The organism is Mesorhizobium sp. M6A.T.Ce.TU.002.03.1.1 (genome assembly GCF_003997275.1).
GTDB lineage: Bacteria > Pseudomonadota > Alphaproteobacteria > Rhizobiales > Rhizobiaceae > Mesorhizobium > Mesorhizobium mediterraneum.
Window position 1 is genome coordinate 1 of the sequence record NZ_RZTI01000102.1, and the last position, 21,725, is coordinate 21,725.

The following is a 21,725-nucleotide window of genomic DNA, read 5'->3' on the forward strand; positions in this document are numbered from 1 at the left end:
GGCGGCGCGGATTGTCGCCTTTGAAGACCTGGGCATGGAAGCCATCTATGAATTCGATGTGCAGGACATGCCCGTCATCATGGCTGTCGATGTTGAGGGAAACTCCATTCACAATTCCGGGCCTCTTCAGTGGCGTAAGCGTATGGCGGCCGACAGCATCGCACGAAACATCGGTGTTTGAGTCTTTCCGGCCAGCTCGGTTGGCAGGATCGATTCCATTCCGAAAACGGCTTGAGAGCAGAAGGTCATGAAGGCAAAACCCAATCCTGTGCGCCTGGACGCCTGGGATATCCGGATTCTTTCCGCAATTCAGTCGGACGGTCGGATTTCAAAGACCGAGCTTGCCAAGCGCGTTCATCTATCGGCCTCGGCCTGCTCGGATCGGCTCCGTGCACTCGAAGCTGCAGGGATTATTGAGGGGTTCTACGCTCGGCTGAGTCCAGCCCTCATTGGTGGCATGATCTTTGTAATGGTGGCGGTCGTGCTGGACCGTCATCGCCTAGAAGACCAAAGACACTTCGAGGTTGCGATCCAAGAATTTCCGGAAAATTTTGGATTGCTGGGCAATCGGGGGAAGGATCGATTATCTGATGCGCGTCGCATCACTTTCCATGGCTGCTTATCAGGATTTCATGGAGGGGTTGCTGCGGGCCGGCTTGGGGATCGATCAATACTACAGTCTTGTGGTGACCAAACCTGTGAAAGCCGACGCGCCAATCCCTCTATCTGCATTAAGGCAACGGTAAACTCCCAAGCCTTGATCTTCACGGGATGAATCTCCATTCCGCGGATTCCACGGCGAAACACGCGCATTCCCGTGAAACCCAAAGGAACGCTTCCCCTATAAGAGGCGGCCGGTCGAGCGTCCTCTCAATCAACGGGAGAAGGGGGATTGCCAGAGCTATCTTGAAACCACGCAACTGCGAGAGAAGGATCGAAGCTTATGGCTGCGAAAGAGAAGTTCAAGTTCAGAATCGAAAACGAAAACTATGAATGGGACAACCGGTTCATAACCGGCCTCGAGGTGCGAGGCGTAGGTCCTGGCATACCAGATAGCATGGACCTTTATGTGAAACGGCCGGGCCAGCCCGGCAAGTTGGTTGGGCGCGATGACCCAATCGATTTGTTGCCACCGGGGATCGAAAAGTTCTACGCCCAAGATGCAAGTTCCGAAGCCGGAAATGAATAATGCCTCTTTTGTTCGATTCCGATTACGAGACACTCGACAAAGCCGGCGTCAATTTTGAGGAAGAAGAGAGCACCCGTTTTCTTATATTCAACAGCTTTCCGCTGCCGAAAGGAATTTATCAGGGAGGTGGTAAACCAGCAGACGTGGTCGATGTCTTGTATGTTATTCCGGAGAATTACAATAGCTCGGGTGGCGACATGTTCTGGGTTCACCCACGCCTCCATCGGGCTGACGGCAAGCCAATACCAAATACTGGCGGGCCTGGTCCCAATGAGGATTCGCGTATGCACAAGGGGACAGTGTTTTGCCGGTGGTCCAGACACTGGTATAAAAATCCCTGGAAGCCAAAGGTCGACCACGTCCAGACTATCATGGACCGGATCTCGTGGGCGTTTAAGTACCCTGACGCGAGGCGCTCATGAACGGACATCGCATTTCGATTGTCGGTTCTCTCGATGATAGGCTCAAGAGCTGGTTGACCGGGCACCCTCACGGCGACGAGCGCGGCGCGCTCGTCCTCTTCCGCAAAATTGAGAGAGCTGTACTGGGTCTGCCGCCGTCAGCGCGTTTTGTGGCTGTTGACGTGATTGAGATGGACGGCGACTGGGTGCTGGACAGCTCCCCGGTGCACTTGCGCATTAATCTCCGCAAGTTCCAGGATATCTACTTTCGTTGCGAGCAGGAACGGCTCGAGTTGGGGTTTGCCCATAGTCACCCAAGGGGCGTTCTGGATTTCTCGACGAAGGATGATCAGAACGAACAAAGCATTCTAAGGGGATACGCTGGCTGCAATGGCCCTGAGGTATCACTCGTTGCTATGATTTTGGCCGACGGACATTGGCGTGCGAGAGTTCGGCCCGGCGCTGCCCCTAACCGCGCGACTGACGTCCGGCATGTCTGTGTGCTCAGGACGGAACTGGCAGTTCACATCAGCAACAGTGTCGATGCTGCACCATCGGAAGTGCTAAGGCGCCAAGAGGCTGCCTTTGGCGAACCATTCAACGAGAAGCTCAGATCGTTGCGCGTAGCAATCGTCGGAGGAGGCGGAACAGGGTCTTCAGTCGCCACACTCATCGCACGCGCGGGTGTAGGCGAACTCGTCATTGTCGATGGCGATTTGCTCGAAGATAGCAATCTCAACCGCGTCCGCGGATATCGCCGTTGCGATGTAGGCGAGAGCAAAGCTGCCACATTAGCCCGATATATCCGAGATCTGGGCCTGATGGTGACTGTCGTTGCCCTTGAGGCCTATGTGAACGAGTCTCCAGAAGCGGTCGATGCGATTTCCAGCGCCGACCTGGTGTTCGGCTGTACTGACGATGTCGCTGGAAGGGAAGTTCTCAATCAAGCCGTGTACTATTACTGCCAAGGGCTTATCGACTGCGGGCTCACCGGCAAGATTGGTCTCGACCAGGACCGTCAGCCGTACCTACGTGATCATAGAGGCCGGGTTAGCACAGTTCTTCCCGAATCTGGTGGGTGCCTAAGATGCCAAGGCGTCGTCACTGAGGAAAAGCTCAGCTACGAGAGTGCACTGAAGGCGCGCCCGAAGCTGGCGGAGTTGGATCCAGAGACGCTCCGGGAAGAGTATTATCTGGTCGGGGGCGGGGAGCGGGCGCCCGGAGTAGGTCCCTTCACCAGTGCGACTGCCGACGTGGCAGTAGCGACATTATTTGATCTGGTGCGCCCCTTTCGGCGGCTTCCGAGCGACATTCGCCGTGACAATATATGGTACGATTTCGTGCACATGGTGATTTACAGCAATATGCCAAAGGACAACGCTGATTGTTTTTGCTGCGGTCCAGATGGTTTATTGCTCGCGCCAGAGAATGGCTATCGGCTCAGCATGCCGTCACTAGGCAAGCTGTGTTGATTCGCATGTGGTTCTGGCTGCTAAGACTCCTGCGGTGGCTAGAGGAAGTCATTCTCGGTCGACGCAGTCCAAAAACACCGCCGGACCGAAATCCTTCTAAGGCACCACCCGCGGACATATTTTTCGCTCGCACTCATGTGGTAGAAAAGAGCCCTTCGAATGACACGGTTCGGCCGGGACAGTTCATCAGCGTCGTGCACAAGGGCCGACCATACTGGGCACTCTTTAGGTGCCCCTGTGGGTGTGGCGACGTGGTTTCGTTGCCAACGCACGCGCCACATGATCCCAGGTGGCGCATTGAGGTGAGCCTGGAGGGCCGGCCAACGTTGCATCCCTCGGTTTGGAGAACCAAGGGATGCCTAAGCCATTTCTGGCTCAGTGACGGAAGAGTCCACTGGTGTGAAGACACCGGTGTCGAGCCTTGCCGAGCCCGACCAGGCGTATACGCGAGAAAGCTCTAGAGCAGGACCTGGAGCCGACGACGCGTTTGCGTGTAGCGAGGGGCAGTGCGGGTGATGGGATGCAATCCACTTTGATTAGGGATGATGGGAAGGAGCGAGACTTGGATGGTGCTCTTGTGGGCTCAGGCTGACCGCATGTGAGTACGGCAACACGTTAGACTTTGTTCGCAGGGCTACGCGCGTAGACGCCGCGTCAGCCCAACTTTCTATGCGCTAAGGCTGCATCGTCGGGCTTCGGTAAATGCGTGCAGCATAAAACATCACGCTGGGCGAGATGGTTGGAGCGGCACAGACCGAGCGGTCGATTGAGCCCGGACTTCTGGGCGAGTGGCCGCTTACGCATGGCAGTAGATGCAAAAGTTTCGTTGTGATTACGGTGACGCATTCCTCACCTATCTCGAGCAGGTTCTGTGGTTACCTTGTATCAGGAGAACGGCCTGGTGTCCGCTCATTGGCAAAAGTACGCTCCCAAGCCTGATTTCCACGGCATCTGATCCCGATTCCGCGAATTCATCGGCCAAAACGTGCTTTCCCGCGAAATTTGAGAGGTGTTTCCGGTATACTGCTTGCTAATGAGCTGGCCGGCCTAGTGCCCCTGCCATTGTATCGTGAGGAGAGAGGGACATGCGCTTGAGCAATCTGGGAACCGAGCAACTCCGGGAGAAGGATAGAAGCTTCGTCTTTCATCCTTCTACGCATCTGGCCAAGCACAGCCGAGGCGAAACGCCAAATAGGATTATGGCCGGTGCGGAAGGCGTCTATATCTGGGACACCGAAGGCCGAAGGAGCCTCGACGGTTTTGGAGGGCTCTACTGCGTCAATATGGGATATGGATGCACGGAGATCGCCGAGGCCATTGCTAGGCAAGCACACGAATTGCCGTTCGCGCACGTCTATGCCAGCCAAGGTACGGAGCCGGTCGCCCTGTTGGCAGAGGCCGTGGTCGAGTATTTCGGTCAGAACATGCGAAGGGTCTATTTCGGCCTCTCCGGTTCCGATGCCAACGAAACCAACATCAAGCTGGTCTGGTACTACAATAACATTCTTGGCCGGCCCGAAAAGAAAAAGATCATCTCGCGAAATCGCGGCTATCACGGGTCTGGATTGGTCACGGGTAGCCTAACTGGCCTTCCCTTCTTCCACAATTTCTTCGACCTGCCTCTGGATTTGGTGCGCCATACAACCATGCCGCACTATTACCGCCAGGCGCGTATCGAGGAGAGCGAGGAAGCGTTCTCCCGGCGCTGTGCCGATGAGCTTGAAGCCTTGATCCTGGCCGAAGGACCGGAAACGGTTGCAGCTTTTATTGGAGAGCCGGTACTTGGGACAGGAGGTATTGTGCCGCCCCCCACAGGGTACTGGACGTCCATTCAAGCGGTGCTCGACAAATACGATATCCTTCTAATCGCCGATGAAGTGGTCTGCGGCTTCGCGCGAACCGGCGAGAAGTTCGGTTCCCACCTGTATAACATGCGTCCGGATTTCGTGACCATCGCAAAGGGTTTGAGTTCCGCCTACCTCCCCATCTCCGGGTCAATCATTGGCGACCGTGTCTGGTCGGTTTTGGAACAAGGAACTGAGAAGCACGGCGCACTCGGCCACGGCTGGACATATTCGGGGCACACGCTTTGTGCCGCAGCCGCGCTCGCCAATATTCGACTGCTTAAAGAAAAAAATATTTTGGAGCATGTCCGCGATGTTGGACCGTATTGGCAAGACCGGATGAAGGCCGAGCTGGCGGGACATCCCATCGTTGGTGAAGTTCGCGGAGTGGGTATCCTGTCGGCCGTAGAGATGATGCGGGACCCAAAACAAAGGATACCATTCGAACCCGACCTTCAGGTCGGGGTGCGCACTGCAGCTGCTCTGTTCGAGAATGGTGTCATCGGACGGGCCATGCCGCATGGCGACATCCTCGGTTATGCACCCCCCCTGATCATTACCCGAAAAGAGATCGACATCATTGTCGACGCGACGGTAAAGTCGGTCGATACCACCTATCGCGCGCTGAAGGCCGAGGGTGCCGTATGATTTTGCGATCGCGAAGGAGCGAGTCCGGAGGCAGGCATGTCCCTGCGCGCTACTGCGCCGAGCAGACCCAAAACTGTTGAATTCCAGATATCTGATCTTGAGCATGCTCCGGGCTATTTCAGTCACGATTTGTAACCGAATCAGTTCTGCCGCCGCTGTCCTGTTGCCCAACGACCAGGACCTCTGTGCGGCGCGCCCTGCGGGTGTACCTCCCCGCCGGCAGGGCGCCCTTTTTGACCCACGTAATCAGTATCATTATGGCCCGTGCGGAATCGAGGGTCTGGTAAAGGTCATCTGCACGTTCCGATGCACATTGAGCTTAGACGTGCCCTTTACATCATTGCAGCGGGCCACGGTCGCCGGTTCCAAAGTGCGGCAATGCCGAAGGTTATCTTCCTTTAAAAGGACGATACTCACACGCCACCCCGTTCACAAGGAAAGGCATTTTAATATTGTTGAGACGATTTGCCTATCAAAGAAAAGAAAGCATCGCAACACTTCTTTGCGGATCACGGCGCCCCGGGTGGGGGATGAGCGGCTATCCGAATTGTTATGCTCGTGCCGACCCAAATTCCTGCAAAAGCTGGGGTCAATGATGGCTTTTGGTCAGCGCAGGATGATTTCTCCTGATTTGGACGGTGCAGGGGCGGTCATGATTTAATGCATGGAGATTCTCTGATTGAGCTGTTGAAGGATCAAGAGGCGTCTGCCAGACGCCCATCGGGCGAGCCCAGCATGATTGGGATGACCGGCGAAGATCGAAAGTGTGGCAGCATTCTGGAGCCTGGTCAGCCCAGCGACGCCCGCGAAGTCAATTGCGTTTGTCGGGACATACACGACGCAGCCGGAAGGCGTGCAGAAAGAGGAAGAATCGAGCGCGACGATGACGAGGGACATGCCACGTGTTTTCGAGACATTCCTTGAAAGACTGTCACAGAGTATCGATGAAGCAGATTTCCGGGATGCCATGGCTGAGGCGGCCGGACGATTTGACCTAATCTCCTTTGCCTACCTCTCCTTGCCAGCACGGCCTTCCGTCAAACCGAGGCTAATTTCGAACTATCCACCCCGCTGGACCAGACAGTATCTGGAAAATCAGTATGAGAAACTTGATCCTGTGGTCTTGCGTGCTCGAAATGGCGGCTGCCCGTTTCACTGGGGATCGAATTTGGGAGGCGATAAAATGTCGCCGGCTCAACAGCAGCTATTCGATGAGGCGGCTCAATTCAGCATCTGCTGCGGTTTGACGATCCCAATTGTCGATCTCCGCGGCCGCATCGCTGCGGTTACTTTTGCCGCCGATGAGCCTCGTCCAGTATTTCTTCGGGTCGCTGAGCGGTACGAACAAGCTCTTCAACTGATGGCGGCCTGCTTTCATCGTTGCGTTCGCCGCAAACTGCCGAGCGATCGAACAGTGGATGGGATTTCGTTGACATCCCGCGAATATGAGTGCCTGCGGTGGGCAGCGCGGGGTAATTCAGCCTGGGTGACCGGCCGCATCTTGGGCATCAAGCCACGCACGATCGCTTTTCATTTGGACAATGCCAAGAAGAAGCTAGGCGTGCGAACCCAAAATCAGGCTATAGCCCTTTTGGGGTCCGAAGGGTCCTCAATTCTCTGAGAAGCTTTTTGATCCCCTTGTGCTCGGGCCATTCGATCGCGCGCTTTGTATCGAGCGTTGACTGCATGCCGAGATCTTCTGTTCCGCCGGCTCGGGCGATGCAGCCGTATTCTTCCAGTCCGCGCCGGTGATCATAGTCTATGGGTGCTCGAGCGGGTGTTTCGTCGCTGACGAGCTAGTCGTGCGGTTATATAGTTTCCGAGGATGGCCCGCTTGCATACCTGCCTGCCGGTAATCTCTAACCCTTGACTTAGGGCGATGGCTATCGGTTATGCGGCTTGAAAGCGAAGAGGTGGACCCTTCGTCGAGCGCCGGTACGATATGGAGTGCTGCTCCGGGCTAATACCCATCCAGACAGAGCGGAACCTTCTATCACGTCAGACGCGGACAATTGCCCAAACCCGATTTCCTGGGAACTGAATTGTGCTCGCCACCGGGTCCATTTTGCCGGCGCGTCTGTGGTGCAGGCCCCGATCAGCCTGACCAATGGCTGCCACAGGAACTGCCTGCTTCTATGACCGAGCACTGCGAATTTGTCAGCTGGCGAACAATTCCTTGTAGCCGCTCGTCACCATCCAGTTCGCACGGTCGAGATGACTACGAAGCGCCTTCCTGGCGCGCTCCGGTTCAAGTGCCGGATCAATGCCGAGGATCAGTTGGGCCATTTCCTCTTCGGGCGCCTCATCGGCTGAGGCGTCCAGGAGCCTCATATAGATGGTAAAGTGCGCCCTGTCGTAGGCGGTAAGACGGTCAGACCAAGGGACTTCGTCGAGCAGTGTTGAGCTTTGAGTCCTATCTGTTCCCGTTGATCGATTCATGTCTGCCGCGAACCTCGCATGTTGATCGCTGGATCCAAGGCAGAATATCCCAAAATGGGATAATCCGAAACGGGGATTAGTCGCTGAGCCGGTCTCTACCTGACCGGTTCACCTAAATGCCCAAATCTCTTCGATCTCCCCGCCACCAGCGGTTTCTGGCCCAGTTGATCTCACTGCGCAATGTCAAAGGGCTGACGCAGGCGCAGGTGGCTGAGAAGCTTGGTCGTCCGCAATCTTTCGTCGCGAAATATGAGGGTGGCGAGCGGCGTCTCGATATCATTGAGTTTCTCGACGTAACTGCGGCCCTCGATGCTGATCCGTGTGAGATTCTGTTGAGCCTGCGCACGTAGTGGGCGCCCGCGCCCTCACCGCGCGTGCCGTGTGCCGGTGGGTTGATCCCCGCTTTTCTTGGCTCTGGCGTCTCGACCATTCCGCTGCGCCTCCTAGCGCGTCGTTAGACTCTCGCAATTCTCTCTGTTTGTGCCTTTCCCAGCAGGTGGCGCCGTATCCTTCTAGGCCCGCCGCGGCGTCCCGCAACCCTTAGCCAGCTGTGAGCTTTCAGTAGGTTGTCCATCCGGCCCTTCGGATGCGGTGCGGCTCAGACGGCGGACCCGTTCCTGTCATGACTCGCCGCCGCACCCATTCCTGGGAAGCAGCCATTGGCGAGCGGAGGACAAAATGATGAGACAGCGAAGCGCTGGGCCATCCGCGCTGTGGTGATGCGTCGATGCATGGTGGTTACGCGACTTCGTTGCTTGAAGCGAAGCGACCGCACCGCCCATTTCGTCAACTGGCGAACAAATCCTTGTAGCCGCTCGTCACCACCCAGTTTGCACGGTCGAGATGACTGCGAAGAACGTTCCGTGCGCGCTCAGGTTCGCGTGCCGGATCAATGCCGAGGATCACATGGGCCATTTCCTCTTCAGTGGCGTTGTCGGCCGAGGCGTCCAGGAGCCTCATATAGGTTGTAAAGTGGTCCTTGTCGTAGGCTGTAATGCGGTCCGACCAGGGGGCCTCGTCGGCGAACGGCGTGTTCGATCTGGGCTGCAACATCGCTAATTCTATCTCCGGCCAATGGACCCGCGAAGCCCTGTGCCTGCTAAATGTGGATTACATATTATAGTTGATAAACTCAAGGCGCCTGATCCGCTGGCTTGCGTGCATGGATATGCGCAAGTTGGTCGGACGGAATGTGCAGAGGATCAGGCAAAGGAAGCGCCTGACGCAGGAGCAGCTTGCGGAGATTTCCGGGTTCAGTCAGCAGTACATCAGCGGCTTGGAGAAAGGCCGAAGAAATCCGACAATTATCACGATCTATGAACTGGCATTGGCCCTCGGCGTCAGCCACATGGATCTGGTTCGGCCCGACAAACAGGCCTGATGCACCCGCCCTCCAAGTAGCTGGCGGCCTGATGGTGCGCGCCGGGCGCTTGTGAGCCCACGCTTTTCTTAGGTCCCCCGGCAGCCCCTGCCATTTAGCTCGCCCTCGCGCGGGCGCACCCTATTGGACAGTCGGCCGCTGCGTTTTTGTCAGCTTTTCCTGGGACGTGGGGTGGTCGGCATTCCCTTTTAGGCCCGCCGCGGCCTGCCGCAACCTTCGCTCTCGCTTCAGGTCCTTCTCTTGGTTACGGTCCTTCGGATGCGGTCTGCCTCTTTCAGCGGGCCTAATCGCTTTCTGTCGCCCGCCCCACGGGGACAGGCACGCGAGACTAGTATGGAGCGTTGCGGTTAGCGCGCGAACAGCAAAGGAACCGAAAAAACAGGCAACTGTCGCAGCATGGCTGAACCAGCCATCGTGTCGGCATCTAGGAGCCGCGTGTTCGCCTTGCGCTGACACGAAGCTCAGACATAACGTCCGGGAGACGATGCTGGCAAATAGTCTGGCTGAAGCATTCCACCCACAATACCAAAGCCCGTCCCGATCCAAAGCGCTTCTAAGCACTCCATCTCAGGCGCGAGGCCTGCTGGCCAGTGCACCTTCTTGGTCCGCCGGAAGAGAGCCCCGCCCTCGACAATCGGCTTCATGAGGTCTCGCCCTGCAGTGTCGACCGTAAAAAAGGGCGCGCGAGGCGCCCTTCATTTAAACCGGCAGTCGGGAAGCAGACTTCACTCTGATATTCAAAAGCGGTAGGTGACACCTGCGCCTATCAGCCAGGGATCGAGCTCCGCCTTCCCCGTCAGCTTCGCGCCGGCCACCGTGACGTCGAAGTCCGGCTTCAGGAAAAGCTTCTTCACGTCGAAGTTGAGGCCCCAGTGCTGGTCCACCATATAGTCGAATCCGACCTGCAGCGCCGTGCCGAACGTGTTCTTCACCTTGAGAGCATCAGCGCTGCCAGTGTCCTGGTTGTAGAAGATCGTGTAGTTCACGCCGGCGCCGACATAAGGTTTGAACGCGCCGAGATCGGTAAAATGGTACTGCAACGTGAGCGTCGGCGGCAGCAGCCAAACTTTGCCGATGTTGCCCAACCCTCCGATCGTCCCTTGGCCCGCGATGTTGGCATAGGTGGTACCGAGTATGAGTTCGGCGGCGATGTTGTCGGTGAAGAAATACGAGATATCGAGTTCCGGCGTCACCGTGTCCGAATACGAAAGACCGGAGCCGGGAAGCGTATCAACGTAGCCCAGATCTTTCGTAACGACGCCCAACGCCCGCAGGCGGACCTGCCAAGGGATTGGCGCTTCGGTGACCGAGGCTCCCGTCTCCGCCAGGACGGTCTCTGCTTGCGCAGGCTCCGCGGCGACGGCCTGCTGTCCCACCATGATCAGGGCCACCGCCGCTGCTGTTGCCCGCGCTACGCCCATTCGCGTTCTCGCCATGAGATTCACTCCTTGATGTTCAGAAAGGATGCACTGCACTATTTCGTCTCCTGCTCGAATGAATTGTTGATGGACCTCAAATGCCCCTCTTGCGTTGCAACGCGTTCCGCCGTCTCCGGAAGGTGATCGTTGAAGCCGATTGCGCTGCGGAGAAAATTGGTGCCTAGACTGATGAATGCGGCTTGCTCCCGATTGTCCTTGCCGCAGCCGTGCCCGCCTGCGCTGGCCTCGTAGAAGTAAGCGGGATAGCCAAGAGCCTGCAGTTTTGCGGCCATCTTGCGCGCATGGCCCGGATGGACGCGGTCGTCGCGTTTCGTGGTGGCGATCATGATAGGCGGATAGGGCTGTCCCGGCGCTGCGGCGTGATAGGCGGAGATTTCCTTCAGGAAAGCCCAATCGTGAACTTTGTCCGGATCGCCATATTCGTCGATCCAGCTCGCGCCCGCCAAGAGCTTGGTGTAGCGACGCATGTCGATAAGCGGTGCTGTGCAGAACAGAGCCCCGAAATGCTCAGGATAGCGGGTCAGCATGTTTGCGATCAGCAGGCCGCCATTTGAGCCACCCTCGGCGGCAATCCGCCTCGGCAGGGTGATGCCCCTTCGCACGAGGTCGGCGGCAACGGCGGCGAAATCGTCATGGGCGAGACGCTTGCCCTCCCTGCGCCCGGCTTCGTGCCAGCGGGTGCCGAACTCGCCGCCGCCGCGGATGTTCGCCTCCACACACGTGCCGCCGCGCTCGAGCCACAGCTTGCCCAGCGGGGAGTTGTAGTAGGGCAGGAGTGATACGCCGAACCCGCCATAAGCGGAAAGGTGAATCGGAGCATCTCCGTTCCCGTTCGCCGGACCAACCTGCGTATAGGGGATCAGCTCATGATCGATAGAGACTGCCTCGTGGCGCGTGACCACCAGTCCGGATGCATCGAAATTCTCCGGGCTGCGCTTCAGGATTGCTGAAGCGCTGAGAGACGGCGCGGCATTCAGATCGAACAGCAAGAGCTGTGGCGGCGTGATCGGATCCTGAGCACAGATCAGGACCTCTCCATTGGTCTCGTGAACTGCCGCATCGAATGACCAGACGTCGACAGTACCTTCGGCGGGCAGGGTGTTCAGGACTCGGCGCGTCCATTCCTGGTGGCCGGGAGTGAACATCTCGAAACGCGGTGCGAGATTGACGAGGTAAGAGATAATGAGCTTCCCGTCATTCCAGAAGAATGACTGCATGGAGCGCCTTTCCCCTGGTTGAAACAGGGTCTCAAAACGGCGTCCGCCGGCGAGGAAAGAGGAAAGCGAGATGACGATCAGCGCGTCGGCGGGATGGGTGGTGCCTCCCACCGTCCAGGGCTTGCGCGGCCTTACCGCCAGCCAGTCGCCGAAGACCCGCCACGGCGCGTCGCGAGGAAGATCGATCTGCCTCCTCGGCCCGCTCCTATCGCCGATCCAGCTGATCTTCTCGAAGAAGGCCGGCTGCTCGATGAACCAAAGGCGCTCGCTGCGGCCGGTGCGGTCCGAATGACCAGACACTTGGAAGCTTTCGAACCCGGCCTCGAAGATTGCCGGCGTGGTGAGGGGATCCGCGTCACGCTTCCACAGTCGAACGGTGCGCGCATAGCCGGAGCGGGTGGCCATGCCATTACCAAGCGCACTGGAAAGCAGAAGCGTGTCAGGGTCCAGCCAATTAACGTAGCCTTTGGCCTCGGGGAGGTTGAAGCCGTCGGCGACAAAGCTCAGAGAGATCAGGTCGAATTCGCGATGCACGACCGCGTCGCTGCCGCCGCGCGACAGGCGCAGAACGGCTCTTTCCCGTCTCTCCGGCTCGATGGACGCGCCGTCCCAGATCCAGTCCTCTCCGTCGCTAGCCGCGAGAGCATCCAGATCGAGCATTAGCTCCCATTGGGGATCCGCCTTCATGTAGGCGGCAAGGGTGGTCCGGCGCCACAGTCCGCGTGGATTACCGTCATCTCGCCAGTAATTGTAGAGGTACTGACTACGGCGCGCGATCAGGGGAAGATTGTCGCGATTGTCGAAAATGGCTGTCAGAGCCGCGCGGTCGCGCTCGAACTGCGTTCCACCGAAGTGCTTCAGAGTCCTTGCCGATTGGCCGGCGGCCCAGGCAAGTGCCCGCTCGCCCTCTACATCTTCAAGCCAGACATAGGGATCGTCGTCGGGAGCATCCAGCGTTGGACGGACATCAAATGCGTTCATGTCCGGACAGCCTTCAGAAAGAAGGGATAGAGGCTTCCGTCGGCTCGGGAACGCTCAGTGCCGGTAGCGGCGCCCACATGTTCGAAAAGCGTGATCATTGATGAGTTCTTCCAGTCGGTGCGGCATCGCAGTGCTTTTGCGCATAGGGCCGCAACCTTCGTGCCAACTGGGAAAATCGTTTCGGAACAACGCGATCGCTCTGGAAGCGTTGTGTCACATGTCCGACATCGTCGAGAATCCGACAACGAGTGCTCCTCCTAATCACCGGATCAACCTCCGGCGCCAGTCGGTGACACCGTGCAGAACTCGAGAAGTGAAGCTCATTGGAGTGAACCTGGTTGACGCCCAACATCTTCGCTCTGGAGCGCTTCACGCACACGGATTCATGGCAGACACCATGATGCGATCAATGCGGTTAGAGACCAAGCTGGCTGCGCCTGTGAGTTTCAGCCGCCAGCTGGAAGCAGCGGAGTTCTGAGGAGAAGGGTGGGGGGCCCAAGCCCTGCCGCAATCTTGGCCTGCACCGTCCCCTGGATTGCTGTCGATCAAGCCAGGAAGCTGCATTCGGGCGAACGCATGGGGCTGGTCCCCATGGCAACTTGGGCTGATGTGGGGCCGTCCGATATGCGATACGAGGGTCTAGGATAGGGGAGCTCGGGCTCGGTAGTATCTCAGCGAGACGGCTAATGGTCAACGAAGTCTTCCTGACGCCAGCATTGGTATGCCGCAGCAACAGGGGCAGTGCGGGCGCAAGTCTGGTTGTGAAATCGGCTGCTACAGGGGCATGCCGCGCTTCATCTCCATACCGTCAGCGAAGAAAGCGCGGCGCGAGCATCACCAAAGAGAAGCGGCGCGCCTTTCGTTTTGCGGTCCACTGACCAGTCGGCTTCACCTGTACAACTACGGGCTGGCACTTGGCCCCCAATGGCGGAAATTTCCCCCAGGAGACCTAGATGACTAAGCTTATTGCACCCGGGCTACGACAACCTGCCCACAACCAGCGTCGAAGCCACCGCCACGCCACCAAGTCTTCAGGGAACGTCCTGAACGGAACCCAGCCGGGTACTCCTATCAAAGCGACTCCCTTCGCATGCTCAGGCCGCGCTTGCTGTCGCTGCGCGGGACCGACAGCCTGCTTCTGCCCTGCACAGTGCCGACGACACATGCTTCGACGAAATGGCGTCATCGAGGTCGGGTGGCTTCGGCGCCGGTGCTTTGCCAAATTGCATGATGTTTGGACGTCCGTGGGGGCGGGCAAGGGGGCACAGTCGTGCCTGCAGTTCTCGTGACTGGCGCGGTCGAGGCTGATTGGCGGGATGAACGATCATATGACTGCACCACTGGTATGACGCCGCGCGAAAGGGCATGGGAGTTTTTGCGCCGCAATCCAGCATTCCAGCGTGAGGTGACCGCTGCAAGCCAGCAGGCCAATAGCTGGTCTTACCAACCCTTGCTTGACCTGGTCGCGTCGGCCGGCGACCTGTTACGCTGGGGTGTTCTGTTTCGCCGAGTCTTATTGGCGAAATTCGATCGTTTCTGGTTCCGCTCTGGTGCGTCCATGTGTTGCCAGTCATTGCAGAACATCTGCCAGCATCGTCGGAGACAACGCCGTGCGAACTCTTGGCATTGCCATGTCGTGCGACGGTCCTGCCTGGCGCCCGGCAAAGGCCAACATGTTCTTCTTCGCAATGCCGAGCATACGCTCCAGCTCGCCGTTTCTGGCGTGGATATCTTGAGCCTGTCTGTCTCCGAACCGAGGCGATCTGGCCCGCGAGCTTTTGAGGCACCGCCTGAGGGCGGCTCGAGTGCCTCAATGCTCTAAGTGTGGGTCAACGTCTGCCTGCCCGCTGAATTTGGCACGCCTTGCACCTACGTCACGACCAAGACCTTCCTGTTGCACTTCGGCCTCGACACACTGCGGAATTTGCCCGATTTCGAGGCGCTTGAGGTTGCCGCGCTGCTCAGCAAGGAGAAGCTGCTGGCGGGCGATATTCCCATCGGGCTGGTGAGTGGTGGAGGAGGTGAGGAGCGACACTCCAAGGCCAGGACGGGCTAGCGCAGCAAATACATGGAAGTAATCGCTTGATATGAGCGGTTGAGAGTCGAATCAGGGAACTCTGCGATCACTATCGATAAGGTGGCAATATCGATCGTGATTGTATCGGGCCACTCTACGGCGAAGGAGGCGGCAACTTGTGTCTCCGACCCGAAACGATTACCTTGCGGCCATTATGAGCAAGCATTTGGCATCCGTCTTGACGACCGTGAACGCGCCCTGCAGCGTACAGCTGGACGACGCGGCGCTGGCCTATTGCTTTGCGGATCTCGATTTCGCCAAGCAGCATCCCGCTCATGTCAGCGCCTTTCTCGGCGAGGTCCCTCTCGCCCAGCAAGTCGAGTTCGCAACCGCGCACCACATTCGGTCGACGAGATGAAGGCTTTTGCCGCCAAGTTCTCTGCCTGGTCCGGCGAAAGCTATCCGCTCGCCGCGTAATGGCTGGACATGATAGCCGACGCCCGTCCGAATGGCGGCGGCTTTTTCGTATTATATCGACCTGATCGACCAGCTTCGCGGGAATGCCGGGGCTACGACTTTGAATGGTCATTTGGCGGCGGAACGGCTATGATGATCCAGATCGGCCATCGCGAAAGCCACGACATCGATATTTTCCTCGACGACCCTCAATTGCTCGGTCATCGACCATCCAAAAGCCGCCTGCACTTTGAAACGATGCCGTCCGACTATTTGGAGCACGGGCTTCGGTTTCAGAAATTCGCCTTCGAAGACGTTGGCGAAATCGACTTCATCGTTGCCGGAGCGCTAACAACGAAGCCGTTCTAGACCCGCGTGGTGGAAGGCAGGACCGTGCGGCTCGAGACCATCCCGGAAATCATCGCCAAGAAGGTCTATTACCGGGGATTTCGGAAGCCAACCCGCGCGACATCTTCGACATCGCCGCCGCAGCCCGGTCGCAATTGGACGAGGTCGTCAACGCTCTGCGTGCGCTCCCAGAACAGGTCGCTCGAACCAGACAGCGGATGGAAAAACTCAACAATGAATTCGTCGGCCGCGCCATTGCACAGCTGATGATCATGCCCTGACTACGAAGCGTCGGCCGCCGACAGTCTGGACGCGCGTTCGCTGTGCTCGACGAGGTGTTGTCATCACTCAAAGAACCTGACCCCCACGACCTAGCGACCAACCGAGGGAGGGGAGGGGTTTCTCAGAGCCCGTACGCCTTGGTGAGGTTGGTCCGGAATCTGCCGCGCCTCCGCTGATATTTGCGGGTCATCTCGGCCGAGGCATGGCCGAGCTGCTTCTGCACGTAACGCTCCTCGACGTCGGCCGACGAGGCAAGTCCGGCGCGCAGCGAGTGGCCCGAGAACAGCAGCGCCCGTTACCCTTCCGGGAGATCGGAGGGGACGCCGGCGGCGATCGTCACCTGCTTGACCAGGCGGGCGACGTGCTTGTCGGAGAGCCGTTCGACGTCGACGGTCTTGTTGTCCTTGAAGATGCGGCGGAACAGGGGTCCACGTGCGATGCGGCCAAAGCGGATCCAGCTCTCGAGCGCGACTACGGGGTAGGTGTGGTCGCTGGAGCCGCGGCCGACCTCGACCTCGCGCCAGCCGGTCTTGCCGCGCAGGGTGACCAGCAGCCCTTGCCGTCAAAAATCTCGATCCAGCCGGCGCCATCGCTGTTGTCGTCGCGCATGACGTCGAGACCGACGATCTCGGAGCGCCGCAGGCCGCCGCCACAGCCCAGGAGCAAAATAGCGCGGTCGCGCAGGCCCTGAGGTCGTGGCCGAGCGTGGCGATCATCGCCAGCAGATCGTCGCCAGGACCGCCTCTTTCTGCCGCGGTGGCTTTGCGTGCTTGCGGCGAATGCCGGCAAGAACCGTATAGATATGCCGCTCCGCGCGGTCCAACGGCCGGCCGCGCTGGGTAAAGTTCCAGGCGAGGGCGGAAAGCCGCCGCTCGATGGTCGCAACCGAAAGGGCAGGGGCGCCACGCTTCGGATCGCCGGCGGCGGTGCCCGAGGCACAGGCGCTGATATTGAGCCCGATCACCTTCGAGCCCGGAGGCAGGGGATCGAAGCCAGCGCGCCGGCACCAGGAGGAAAAATGCCGCCAATCCTTGGGGTAGGCGTCGCGCGTGTTCTCCGAGGTGGCGTTGTAGTCCCTCGCGGTCTCGACCAGTTCCTGGACATGCGCCGGGACTCTTTGAGCCGGGTCTCCATCTCCTTGTAGAGCTTGTCAAGCTCGCCATCGACTGGCTTCAGGTCGTCGATTGAACATTGCGTCATCATAGGCTTTGTGCCTTGTTGTAGCAGGCATCGTCCGTTCGCGCGGCGGACACAGACATCACCGTCGCTGAGCCGAGAACGACGGTAAAAGAAAATGCACTCACTGACTTCATAACCAATCTCTTTTGCGGGTGATTTAGAAACGGACGCCGAGCTTGGCGCTGAACCCGTGTGTCTGGGCATCCGAGGCGATCTGTCCCTGATAGGCGATGCCGAACGTCGCGTTCTCGGTGATGTTTACGTCCAGCCCAGCTTCGAGCAGAGCTGCGTTCTTTGCGATCGGCACGCCCTCGATGGCGAAGGAGGAACCGCCAGCAAAGGCAAGAGCGGTATCCGGCCTGACGTCGCCGAAGGCGTGGCGCCAGCCAAGACCGCCGCGCGCGGTAGCAGTCACGGTGCCGAGGGTCAGTACCGTCGACGCACGCAGACCTAGCGTGGTAAACGCCGTGTCGCTCGAGCGATCCCCGCTCGACAAGGCGGCTGCGCCGCCCTTCTCGGTGAAGCCATCGGCGTCAAAATTCACATAAGCGAGATTAGCGTAGGGCTCGAAGGAAGCCGAAGCCGTATTGATACGGTAGCCGAGCTCGCCAAAGGCCTGGAACGTGCCGGCGTCGTAATCGGCCGAAAGGCTGTCGGCGAAGCCTGGAAAGACCACGGACCTGCCGGTCTCGATGCGGTGCCAGGTATAGGCAAGGCCGGAACGAAAACCGAGATTGCCGTTCTGCGTGCCGGCAAAAAGACCGAGATGGTAATTCTCGCTCGAGCCCGACGACGCGCGATCGTCCGCCTCCAAGGAGGTATGGCTGTAGCCGCTGATGAGGCCGAGCCGCCAGCTTTCGCCGACAGCCGCGTCACCGCCAGCCAGAAAGCCGCCTGTCGAGTGATCGAGACCGGCGGCATTGCCGTCGCTGTCGAGATGACCCCAGGCGCCGAAGCCACGGCCCCATACGGCGAAATTCTCACTCGTTGCCGGGGCCAGTTCCAGACCACCCAGCCCATAAGTCATCACCGGAACGCTGGAGGCACCGACGCCGTCGAACGCCGCACGGATCCGTTCGCTCGCGGCATCGCGTACAGAATGACTGTCCTCGATGAGGCCGCTATGAATGGAAGCATGAACCTCGCCTGATAGCATATCGAAAGCGTTGCGGGCTTCCGGCGTCGTCAGGAACAGGATGTTGTCCTGGATCGGATTACCGCTTCCAAGCGCCTGAGCCGCTGCGGCGACCGAGCGTTGATTGAAGGTGCTGGCTACATCGGCAAACGCCGTCGATGTGCGGCTGATATCGAGATTGACATTGTTGGCATCGTAGACGAGCTGGAAATCGACGAAGGGCGTCGCGTCTGTCGCCAGAGCCCCCGTCAGCCCGCCATAGGTGCCGCTTACGCCGCCTGCTGCGGAGAGCAGAGTATATCGGGCATCGACCGATAGCGTTCCCTGCCGCAGGAGCTCGATCTGCGCGCCGCTGTCGATCGCCGCTGCTCCGCCAACATCGATGAGATCGGACGACCTTGCGAGGTCGGCCTGATAGATCGATCCGGACTGCTGCGCGAAATCGCCCGTGACAGTCAGTGTGGTGACGATCCTGCTCGGATCGGTCGCACTGCCAGGAGCGACCGTGCCGCCCTCGGAAATGGTGACCGCACCGTAGGTGCCGCCGCCTGCGACGACACCGCCGCTGTTTGCGATAGCCGTGCCCCCGATCTGCCCGTCATTCCCGAGAAAGCCGGACGTGGTCGCATCATGGGAAAGCACACCTGTATCGGCAAGCAGCAATCCCGCGCCGGAACCGACCGTCGTCATGCCGGAAAAATTGTTCTTTCCGCTCAGCGTTTGCACGCCACCGGCAACGAATAGTTTGCCGCCCATATTATTGTTATCAACGTCGAGGTCGTTGATGCTGCCGGCGAAAGTGTCGTTCGAAGCCGTTAGCACCAGGGTACGCTTGCCCAGTTCGACCGTTCCGCTGCCACTCAGGCTACGAATACGGGCATCGTTGTAGGCGTCGGAGATTCCCCAATAGTCGCTGCCATTTCCATGTTCGGAGATATCGAGCGTGCCGTCTGCAACGACTTTCGCTGACCGTTGGATGTTGCCGAGCCCCGCAAGCGAGAGATAGGCATCCTGAGCAATATTCGTCTCGCCGGTGTAGGTGTTGACATTCGTCATCCGAACCACCGTCTTTGTATCAAGCGTCAGCGATCCGGAGCCGGAGACGACACCCGCTATGCCGAACCCGCCCTCATTCCCCATGCTCGTCGTTATCCTGCTCAGACCGGTCCCTTCGGGTGCGGATGAATCGGTAGAGAAGTTGCTGGCAGTGACGAAATGTGACGTATAAGCGGTATACTTCTTCTCCAGATCGAAAAACCGATCTGTTTTTGAAGAAGTCAAGACCGGCAACAAAACTGGTCTGGTCGTTGGGTTGTTCCGTCGTGCCGCTGGTGTAGGTGAAGTCGATATTGTCCAGCCTTACCGGATCGCCATCCGTTCCTGCGATTGTAACGCTCGCGATGTTGCCCGATGCGCTTGCAATCTCGCCTTGCTCATTTTTTCGAACATTTTTAAGTTCGACGCCCGCATCCTGAAATTGCTTCAGCATCGCATCACTGATCTCCAGACTGCCACCGCCCGGTGTGCCGGTGTCGAGCAATACCGCGGTCTTGTTGGGGTCGGTGATTGGTGGGGCTCCATCCTTAACCGTGTACTGCAGATTGTAGCTGCCTTCGTATTCGGTCGAGGCATTGGCGCCAGAGCCAGGAAAATTCTGATAAGAATCCTGATCTTTTTCCTCGGGTTCTCCCCATGGCATGGCATTAGTATATTGGGCCCGGAGGCTTGGATTGAGGTTGACAATCGTGCAGGGGGAACAGCCAGGCGTTTGATCGCTCTCGGAATCCGGATTCACATTGGCGGAGACCACGTAGCCAGACCTGGTGACACTGCCCATCATGCCCCAGACACTTGTCTTGCCAAGAAAATCGCCGGCCCCGAATGTACCTGCGAAATCGCCGCCTTCGTCTGCCATCTTGCCAGCGGTCATTTTCGCCCGCTGCTCCTTATCGGCGTGATAAGGTTCTTGGAGATCCTGACCATACATATCTTTAAGTCCATCCGTCACGGGTTCCGGCGTGCACTTAAGATTGTTGTCCTCGCAATACGCATGGGTATAGACAAAATCGAGAATGCGAGCAGCCCGGTATTTCTTATCGCTTACAGACGGCCCGTCGATCGTTATCTTTTGATCTGGATCGACATATGTAAATTTATCAATTTCCACGTTCTGAAGCTTATTACCATACGTTCCGTCCCCGTACGTATATACGTAAGGCGTGTCGGCAATCGGGCGGACCCCGGTCACCTCTGACCCGATCTGCGTGTTGAGCTGGTCCGAGCCCGTGTCGAATACGTATCGCTGCGCGTTGCCATTGTTGATCTTGGCCCAGATGCCCAGGCGGTCATGGCCTTCCCCGACATACTCCAGCGGGATCGAAATCGGGTCGTCGGCCAACGCTTCTCCAGTTGGAAATGCTACCAGACCCACCCCGAGAGACACAGCCGGCAGGAATACCGTCGTCATCGCGGTGGTTGCCGCCAGAAAGTTCTTTGTCCTGAAACAAGCCTGCATACCTGGTCCTCGAAAAAGTCTCGCAAACTGATTGATCATTGGAACGGCCTCCTGAATGTTGTTTAACGAGACCCTTTATGGCGGCCCTGGCTGACAACAGCCTGAAAGCTGCAAGCGGCATGCGAAAATGGGGCGATCCTGAATGACGACAGATGCTGTCAACAATGGAAGAGTGCTCGGCCTGAAAGCTGAGCACGCTTTATGCTCAGGCTGCTGACAAGGCCAAAGCAGCGTAAGTGCGGAGTGAAATCCAAGGTCCACATGGGTCGTCGCTCTTCCCGTGCGCCTGGGAAGGCGCCGGCCCGGCCAAGCTTTCCCAGATCGTCCGGATGGCGCACAAGATACCGGTTCAGGTCGATCGAGATGGAGGCCGAGGCGTATGCCAAGGCGGTCGACTGCCTGACGAAAGATCAGAATGCGTCGCTGGCGCTCTACGATTTCCGCCGGCAGCGAGCTCAGTCTCCTGCCGGGCATCCGTGTTTACTGGCGACGAGACACAAGATGTGCCCAAATTGCCACCAGACCGTCACCTGCGATGAGTTTCGGCAACTGATTTTGTCCTTTCAATCGTCGCCACTTCCTGGCCGCGGCCAACATGGGCCACTCGAAGGCAGCAGACTGGCGGCTATATGGACGGGCTGTGAGCCCGAACCGGAGACATTGGCGAAATCTACAATCTCTATAGCAACGTCAAGGAGAAGCGCGAGGTGTTGCAGATGTGGTCAAATCACATCGAATGGCTGATCAAGCAGGCTGCGGAGGACGCTCTGGCGGCGTAGCTG

The 21,725-nt window shown here is 58.4% G+C and carries 19 protein-coding genes and 3 pseudogenes; 15 read left to right on the forward strand and 7 right to left on the reverse strand.

The window, feature by feature from the left end; all coding sequences use genetic code 11:
- The 9 genes and pseudogenes from EOC93_RS24475 to EOC93_RS24505 form a co-directional block, all read left to right on the forward strand.
- Positions 1-181: fumarate hydratase C-terminal domain-containing protein (locus EOC93_RS24475; protein WP_206532269.1), on the forward strand; the 181-nt coding region annotated here is incomplete at its 5' end.
- Positions 182-247: 66 nt separating this feature from the next.
- Positions 248-358, forward strand: a pseudogene (locus EOC93_RS34970) (AsnC family transcriptional regulator); the annotation flags it as partial.
- 232 nt (positions 359-590) lie between these two features.
- Positions 591-746 (forward strand): hypothetical protein, encoded by a 156-nt coding sequence (locus EOC93_RS34975; RefSeq protein WP_245461533.1) that lies wholly within the window; start codon positions 591-593, stop codon positions 744-746.
- A 197-nt stretch (positions 747-943) separates the two neighbouring features.
- Positions 944-1,189 carry a multiubiquitin domain-containing protein gene (locus EOC93_RS24485; RefSeq protein WP_127205888.1) on the forward strand — a complete coding sequence of 82 codons (246 nt, stop codon included), beginning with the start codon at positions 944-946 and terminating at the stop codon, positions 1,187-1,189.
- On the forward strand, positions 1,189-1,611 hold the full coding sequence (locus tag EOC93_RS24490; protein WP_127205889.1) for an E2/UBC family protein: 423 nt from the start codon (positions 1,189-1,191) through the stop codon (positions 1,609-1,611). Before EOC93_RS24485 ends, EOC93_RS24490 begins: the two co-directional genes overlap by 1 nt.
- Positions 1,608-3,062 carry a ThiF family adenylyltransferase gene (locus tag EOC93_RS24495; protein ID WP_127205890.1) on the forward strand — a complete coding sequence of 485 codons (1,455 nt, stop codon included), beginning with the start codon at positions 1,608-1,610 and terminating at the stop codon, positions 3,060-3,062. Before EOC93_RS24490 ends, EOC93_RS24495 begins: the two co-directional genes overlap by 4 nt.
- Positions 3,063-3,067: 5 nt before the next feature.
- A complete protein-coding gene (locus tag EOC93_RS34980; RefSeq protein WP_245461531.1) occupies positions 3,068-3,523 on the forward strand; it encodes a DUF6527 family protein in 456 nt (151 codons plus the stop codon).
- 624 nt (positions 3,524-4,147) lie between these two features.
- Positions 4,148-5,554: an aminotransferase gene (locus EOC93_RS24500; protein WP_127205891.1), complete on the forward strand. Its 1,407-nt coding sequence runs from the start codon at positions 4,148-4,150 to the stop codon at positions 5,552-5,554.
- 883 nt (positions 5,555-6,437) lie between these two features.
- Positions 6,438-7,175 carry a LuxR family transcriptional regulator gene (locus tag EOC93_RS24505; protein WP_127205897.1) on the forward strand — a complete coding sequence of 246 codons (738 nt, stop codon included), beginning with the start codon at positions 6,438-6,440 and terminating at the stop codon, positions 7,173-7,175.
- A 536-nt stretch (positions 7,176-7,711) separates the two neighbouring features.
- Here EOC93_RS24505 and EOC93_RS24510 read toward each other — a convergent pair.
- A complete protein-coding gene (locus EOC93_RS24510) occupies positions 7,712-7,993 on the reverse strand; it encodes a DUF2285 domain-containing protein (protein ID WP_126105024.1) in 282 nt (93 codons plus the stop codon).
- A gap of 116 nt (positions 7,994-8,109) precedes the next feature.
- Between EOC93_RS24510 and EOC93_RS24515 the strand changes: the two genes are divergently transcribed.
- Positions 8,110-8,343, forward strand: coding sequence for a helix-turn-helix transcriptional regulator (locus EOC93_RS24515; protein ID WP_126097360.1), 234 nt, complete (start codon positions 8,110-8,112; stop codon positions 8,341-8,343).
- A 436-nt stretch (positions 8,344-8,779) separates the two neighbouring features.
- Here the strand turns inward: EOC93_RS24515 and EOC93_RS24520 are convergent, their stop codons facing one another.
- Positions 8,780-9,046: a DUF2285 domain-containing protein gene (locus EOC93_RS24520; protein WP_127205892.1), complete on the reverse strand. Its 267-nt coding sequence runs from the start codon at positions 9,044-9,046 to the stop codon at positions 8,780-8,782.
- Positions 9,047-9,155: 109 nt separating this feature from the next.
- Here EOC93_RS24520 and EOC93_RS24525 point away from each other — a divergent pair, with 109 nt between their 5' ends.
- Positions 9,156-9,374, forward strand: coding sequence for a helix-turn-helix transcriptional regulator (locus EOC93_RS24525; protein WP_029354714.1), 219 nt, complete (start codon positions 9,156-9,158; stop codon positions 9,372-9,374).
- Between the two features lie 737 nt (positions 9,375-10,111).
- Here EOC93_RS24525 and EOC93_RS24530 read toward each other — a convergent pair.
- Both EOC93_RS24530 and EOC93_RS24535 read right to left on the reverse strand, forming a co-directional pair.
- Positions 10,112-10,810, reverse strand: coding sequence for an OmpW family protein (locus EOC93_RS24530; RefSeq protein WP_024505687.1), 699 nt, complete (start codon positions 10,808-10,810; stop codon positions 10,112-10,114).
- A 38-nt stretch (positions 10,811-10,848) separates the two neighbouring features.
- The gene (locus EOC93_RS24535) at positions 10,849-13,011 is read right to left on the reverse strand and encodes a prolyl oligopeptidase family serine peptidase (RefSeq protein ID WP_127205893.1); all 2,163 of its coding nucleotides are present in this window, start codon (positions 13,009-13,011) and stop codon (positions 10,849-10,851) included.
- A 1,861-nt stretch (positions 13,012-14,872) separates the two neighbouring features.
- Here EOC93_RS24535 and EOC93_RS24545 point away from each other — a divergent pair.
- The 4 genes and pseudogenes from EOC93_RS24545 to EOC93_RS35430 form a co-directional block, all read left to right on the forward strand.
- Positions 14,873-15,067, forward strand: a pseudogene (locus EOC93_RS24545) (SMC-Scp complex subunit ScpB); the annotation flags it as partial.
- A gap of 199 nt (positions 15,068-15,266) precedes the next feature.
- Positions 15,267-15,446 (forward strand): hypothetical protein, encoded by a 180-nt coding sequence (locus EOC93_RS24550; protein ID WP_245461532.1) that lies wholly within the window; start codon positions 15,267-15,269, stop codon positions 15,444-15,446.
- Between the two features lie 68 nt (positions 15,447-15,514).
- Positions 15,515-15,853, forward strand: coding sequence for a nucleotidyl transferase AbiEii/AbiGii toxin family protein (locus EOC93_RS24555; protein ID WP_127205894.1), 339 nt, complete (start codon positions 15,515-15,517; stop codon positions 15,851-15,853).
- Between the two features lie 134 nt (positions 15,854-15,987).
- Positions 15,988-16,113, forward strand: a complete 126-nt coding sequence (locus EOC93_RS35430) for a hypothetical protein (protein ID WP_281032982.1) — start codon at positions 15,988-15,990, stop codon at positions 16,111-16,113.
- Positions 16,114-16,235: 122 nt separating this feature from the next.
- Here the strand turns inward: EOC93_RS35430 and EOC93_RS24560 are convergent.
- The 3 genes and pseudogenes from EOC93_RS24560 to EOC93_RS24570 form a co-directional block, all read right to left on the reverse strand.
- Positions 16,236-17,207: pseudogene (locus EOC93_RS24560) on the reverse strand (tyrosine-type recombinase/integrase).
- Positions 17,208-17,450: 243 nt separating this feature from the next.
- Positions 17,451-19,568 (reverse strand): autotransporter domain-containing protein, encoded by a 2,118-nt coding sequence (locus EOC93_RS24565; protein WP_127205895.1) that lies wholly within the window; start codon positions 19,566-19,568, stop codon positions 17,451-17,453.
- A complete protein-coding gene (locus EOC93_RS24570; protein ID WP_127205896.1) occupies positions 19,558-20,982 on the reverse strand; it encodes a hypothetical protein in 1,425 nt (474 codons plus the stop codon). The genes EOC93_RS24565 and EOC93_RS24570 overlap by 11 nt, the downstream gene beginning before the upstream one ends.
- Positions 20,983-21,725 lie beyond the last annotated feature (743 nt).

Excerpts from the sequence above, each read along its gene's own strand:
- EOC93_RS24490 (WP_127205889.1), top strand. The coding sequence starts at position 1,189 with ATGCCTCTTTTGTTCGATTCCGATTACGAGACACTCGACAAAGCCGGC.
- EOC93_RS24520 (WP_127205892.1), bottom strand. The coding sequence starts at position 9,046 with ATGTTGCAGCCCAGATCGAACACGCCGTTCGCCGACGAGGCCCCCTGG.
- EOC93_RS24500 (WP_127205891.1), top strand. The coding sequence starts at position 4,148 with ATGCGCTTGAGCAATCTGGGAACCGAGCAACTCCGGGAGAAGGATAGA.
- EOC93_RS24530 (WP_024505687.1), bottom strand. The coding sequence starts at position 10,810 with ATGGCGAGAACGCGAATGGGCGTAGCGCGGGCAACAGCAGCGGCGGTG.
- EOC93_RS34980 (WP_245461531.1), top strand. The coding sequence starts at position 3,068 with ATGTGGTTCTGGCTGCTAAGACTCCTGCGGTGGCTAGAGGAAGTCATT.
- EOC93_RS24570 (WP_127205896.1), bottom strand. The coding sequence starts at position 20,982 with ATGATCAATCAGTTTGCGAGACTTTTTCGAGGACCAGGTATGCAGGCT.
- EOC93_RS24565 (WP_127205895.1), bottom strand. The coding sequence starts at position 19,568 with ATGGGGAATGAGGGCGGGTTCGGCATAGCGGGTGTCGTCTCCGGCTCC.
- EOC93_RS24555 (WP_127205894.1), top strand. The coding sequence starts at position 15,515 with ATGATAGCCGACGCCCGTCCGAATGGCGGCGGCTTTTTCGTATTATAT.
- EOC93_RS24510 (WP_126105024.1), bottom strand. The coding sequence starts at position 7,993 with ATGAATCGATCAACGGGAACAGATAGGACTCAAAGCTCAACACTGCTC.
- EOC93_RS24505 (WP_127205897.1), top strand. The coding sequence starts at position 6,438 with ATGACGAGGGACATGCCACGTGTTTTCGAGACATTCCTTGAAAGACTG.
- EOC93_RS34975 (WP_245461533.1), top strand. The coding sequence starts at position 591 with ATGCGCGTCGCATCACTTTCCATGGCTGCTTATCAGGATTTCATGGAG.
- EOC93_RS24525 (WP_029354714.1), top strand. The coding sequence starts at position 9,156 with ATGGATATGCGCAAGTTGGTCGGACGGAATGTGCAGAGGATCAGGCAA.
- EOC93_RS24485 (WP_127205888.1), top strand. The coding sequence starts at position 944 with ATGGCTGCGAAAGAGAAGTTCAAGTTCAGAATCGAAAACGAAAACTAT.
- EOC93_RS24535 (WP_127205893.1), bottom strand. The coding sequence starts at position 13,011 with ATGAACGCATTTGATGTCCGTCCAACGCTGGATGCTCCCGACGACGAT.
- EOC93_RS24515 (WP_126097360.1), top strand. The coding sequence starts at position 8,110 with ATGCCCAAATCTCTTCGATCTCCCCGCCACCAGCGGTTTCTGGCCCAG.
- EOC93_RS24495 (WP_127205890.1), top strand. The coding sequence starts at position 1,608 with ATGAACGGACATCGCATTTCGATTGTCGGTTCTCTCGATGATAGGCTC.